Source organism: Mycobacterium sp. E3247 (assembly GCF_001667785.1).
Lineage (GTDB): Bacteria > Actinomycetota > Actinomycetes > Mycobacteriales > Mycobacteriaceae > Mycobacterium.
Genome location: NZ_LZJG01000560.1, coordinates 1 through 3,056, shown reverse-complemented (window position 1 = coordinate 3,056; position 3,056 = coordinate 1). Strand labels below are relative to the sequence as shown.

Genomic DNA, 3,056 nt, shown 5'->3' with positions numbered 1-3,056 from the left:
GGCCGGCATCGCAACGCATTTGGCGGCGTTCCGGGCGCACGGCGGGCAGCCGCCGGTCGGCGTGACCGTCTTCGTCGAGGGCGAGGAGGAATCCGGCTCGCCGTCGCTGGGCCGCCTGCTGGCCGCCCACCGCGGCGCGCTCGCGGCCGATGTGATCGTCATCGCCGACTCGGACAACTGGAGCACCGACGTTCCGGCGCTGACCGTTTCGTTGCGGGGCCTGGTCGACTGCGTGGTCGAGGTCGCCACGCTCGACCACGGCCTGCACTCCGGCATCTGGGGCGGGGTAGTGCCCGACGCGCTGAGCGTGCTGGTGCGGCTGCTGGCCAGCCTGCACGACGATGACGGCAACGTCGCCGTCGCCGGTCTGCACGAAAGCGCCGCAGCCGCCGTGGATTACCCGCCCGAGCGGGTGCGGGCGGACTCCGGTCTGCTGGACGGGGTGTCCGAGATCGGTTCGGGTTCGGCGCCGCAGCGGCTGTGGGCCAAGCCCGCGATCACCGTGATCGGCATCGACACCACGCCCATCGACAAGGCGTCGAACACGTTGATCCCGCGAGCGCGGGCAAAGATCAGCATGCGGGTCGCGCCCGGGGGTGACGCCGGGGCACACCTGGATGCGCTGACGTCACATCTGGAAAAGCACGCACCGTGGGGTGCGCGGGTGACCGTCACCCGCGGCGACATCGGCGAGCCTTACGCCATCGATGCCAGCGGCCCGGTGTACGACGCCGCCCGGGCGGCCTTCCGGCAGGCGTGGGGCACCGACCCGATCGACATGGGCATGGGTGGCTCCATCCCGTTCATTGCCGAATTCGCCGCAGCCTTCCCGCAGGCCAAGATTCTGGTCACCGGCGTCGAGGACCCCGCCACCCAGGCGCACAGCATCAACGAAAGCCTGCATCTGGGGGTGCTGGAACGCGCCGCTGTCGCCGAGGCGCTGCTGCTGGCCAACCTGGGCTGACGGTGGCCCCTTAAGTAGCAGCCGCTTTACCGCCGCTGAGACACGAGGTTGTTGTTTCCCGTCTTCTCGATCCTCGGTGCGCCCGAGTGGTATGTCACCGCGTTGTCGTCGCCGAAAACGTCGATGGTGTCGGCGCTGTCGGCGGCGACGTGATTCCCGCTGCCGAAGATCTCCAGCCTGTCGCAGTTGCCGGTGACGGTGTAGGTGTTGTTGTCGCCGTCCAGCTTCAGGTCTCCGCCGTTGCAGTCGATCTTGTCTTTCGCGCCGCTGTTGATCATTACGAGGTTTCCCTGCACGGTGGTGCCGGCGTGACTCAAGAAGAACGCGATCGCCAACGCCGACGCTACCGCGCACAGGCCCAAGATCAGCTTCCATCGCCGCGTAATCGCGAGCTTCGCGATATCGCCGAACTTCTGCGGACCGCCGAAGTCTTGACCGCTGGGTGTGCCGGGCGGCCGCGGCGCTGCCCCTGGTGTTCGGCCGGCGCCGCGCTCAAGGTCGCGAATGTATTGCTCGGGGTCGTCCGCGTCCACGGCTACATGATCCGCTTCGGCCTGTGCAGAGTGCAATGGTCGGTGGCCTGACCGTTACGGCCACGGGAAGCCGGGCGCCGGCGGGGGCACTTGCGCCGGGTCAGCCTCCGCGAAGTGATACACCGGGCCCGACGGGCCGTTCTGAACTGTGACGGCGAACCAGTGGCACACGCTCAGGTCGAATCCTGGCGGTATCGGAACCGTGTATCCCCATTTCTGGCCGGGGCAGTAGTGCCAGTAGGACGGGCCAGCTTGGGCGGGTACGGCCAAGCCCAGACCGGCCACCGCTACGCCGCCGGAAAGCATCGCCGCCCCGACGATCCGACGCCGGGGTGTATTCATCGGAAAATCCTCTCGTTGCCGATCGCGCCGTACGTTGCGGCGAACCACTTGCGAAATTCTTGGCGTCGGCTTGCGGCTACCGATCCCAGTTTCTGCCCAGCGCCGTTGCTGCAACGCTGCCGCGGTGAAGTTGCCGAGATGCCGCAAGCAGCGCAAAGTACGGGTCAGCGGGGGCAAGAAAGGAGCACCGATGAAGACACCGTTCGCTGCGGCCTCCGCAGTATTGGTTTCAGCGTCACTGATAACGGCGCCAGATGCGGTCGCCGCGCCGGGCGACGTGGTCGTGTACACCGTCACCTCGGACGCGCCGTTGGCGGCGGTGTCGTACATCGAAGCGACAGGTGTCCTGCAGACGCTGACCAATCAGCCCGTGCCGTGGTCCATCTCATTCACCAGCAAGGACGCCAGTCCCACGGCAGTGCTGACCGTTGCCGCGAACCCGACCGGTCAAAAGACCACCTGCACCATCACGGTCAACGGGACCGTGAAGGACACCAAATCCACGACGGGCACGGGCGAAGCCGGCCTGGCGCAGTGCGCTGCCTAACCGGAGCGGTTACCGCTCCGGGCTTCACACCTCGAGGTCGCGGCGCAGTTTGGCGACGTGCCCGGTGGCCTTGACGTTGTACTGCGCGAGGGCGATCTTGCCCTTTTCGTCGACCACGAAGGTCGAGCGGATCACGCCCTGCACGGTCTTGCCGTACATCTGCTTCTCGCCGTAGGCGCCCCAGGCCGTCAGCACCTTGCGCTCGGGATCCGACAGCAGCGGGAACGTCAGCTTCTCGGCGTCACGAAACTTGGCCAGCTTCTCCGGCTTGTCGGGGGAGATGCCGATCACGTCGAGGCCGGCGTCGCTGAGTTCGTGCAGGTTGTCGCGGAAGTCGCAGGCCTGCTTGGTGCAGCCCGGCGTGGAGGCCGCCGGGTAGAAGTACACGATGACGCGGCGCCCCCTGTAGTCGGCCAGCGACACCTGGTTGCCGTCGGCGTCGGGCAGGCTGAAGGAGGGCGCTTTGTCGCCCGGCGCAAGCCGCGTGGTCTCGGCCATCTTCTGGGCCCCTTTCTGTTCACCGGAGCGTGGGGGTTACCGCCAGCTGATCTAGGGTAGTGCGTCAGGTGCATCAGGCCGATTGGGAGGACAGACACGTGGCGGACCGGGACCCCGAGGCCATCAAGCGGGACATCGACGTCGCCCGCGACCAGCTGGCGGCCACCGTCGA

General features: G+C 67.3%; 6 protein-coding genes. 3 read left to right on the top strand and 3 right to left on the bottom strand.

The window, feature by feature from the left end; all coding sequences use genetic code 11:
- On the top strand, window positions 1–964 hold a 964-nt coding region (locus A9X04_RS28845; RefSeq protein ID WP_067928451.1), incomplete at its 5' end, for a M20/M25/M40 family metallo-hydrolase.
- A gap of 26 nt (window positions 965–990) precedes the next feature.
- Here the strand turns inward: A9X04_RS28845 and A9X04_RS28840 are convergent.
- Window positions 991–1,497 (bottom strand): DUF3060 domain-containing protein, encoded by a 507-nt coding sequence (locus A9X04_RS28840; RefSeq protein WP_067928449.1) that lies wholly within the window; start codon window positions 1,495–1,497, stop codon window positions 991–993.
- A gap of 54 nt (window positions 1,498–1,551) precedes the next feature.
- Window positions 1,552–1,839: a hypothetical protein gene (locus A9X04_RS30735; RefSeq protein WP_142393409.1), complete on the bottom strand. Its 288-nt coding sequence runs from the start codon at window positions 1,837–1,839 to the stop codon at window positions 1,552–1,554.
- A gap of 190 nt (window positions 1,840–2,029) precedes the next feature.
- Between A9X04_RS30735 and A9X04_RS28835 the strand changes: the two genes are divergently transcribed.
- Window positions 2,030–2,386, top strand: a complete 357-nt coding sequence (locus A9X04_RS28835; RefSeq protein ID WP_082975311.1) for an MmpS family transport accessory protein — start codon at window positions 2,030–2,032, stop codon at window positions 2,384–2,386.
- Window positions 2,387–2,410: 24 nt separating this feature from the next.
- On the opposite strand, the gene bcp is transcribed toward A9X04_RS28835, so the two are convergent.
- On the bottom strand, window positions 2,411–2,884 hold the full coding sequence (gene bcp, locus A9X04_RS28830) for a thioredoxin-dependent thiol peroxidase (protein ID WP_067928443.1): 474 nt from the start codon (window positions 2,882–2,884) through the stop codon (window positions 2,411–2,413).
- 98 nt (window positions 2,885–2,982) lie between these two features.
- Here bcp and A9X04_RS30140 point away from each other — a divergent pair.
- The coding region (locus A9X04_RS30140; protein ID WP_156764588.1) for a DUF3618 domain-containing protein at window positions 2,983–3,056 on the top strand (74 nt) is incomplete at its 3' end.

Bases quoted from the DNA above. Each gene is read 5' to 3' on its own strand.
- bcp (WP_067928443.1), bottom strand. From the start codon at position 2,884: ATGGCCGAGACCACGCGGCTTGCGCCGGGCGACAAAGCGCCCTCCTTC.
- A9X04_RS28835 (WP_082975311.1), top strand. From the start codon at position 2,030: ATGAAGACACCGTTCGCTGCGGCCTCCGCAGTATTGGTTTCAGCGTCA.
- A9X04_RS30735 (WP_142393409.1), bottom strand. From the start codon at position 1,839: ATGAATACACCCCGGCGTCGGATCGTCGGGGCGGCGATGCTTTCCGGC.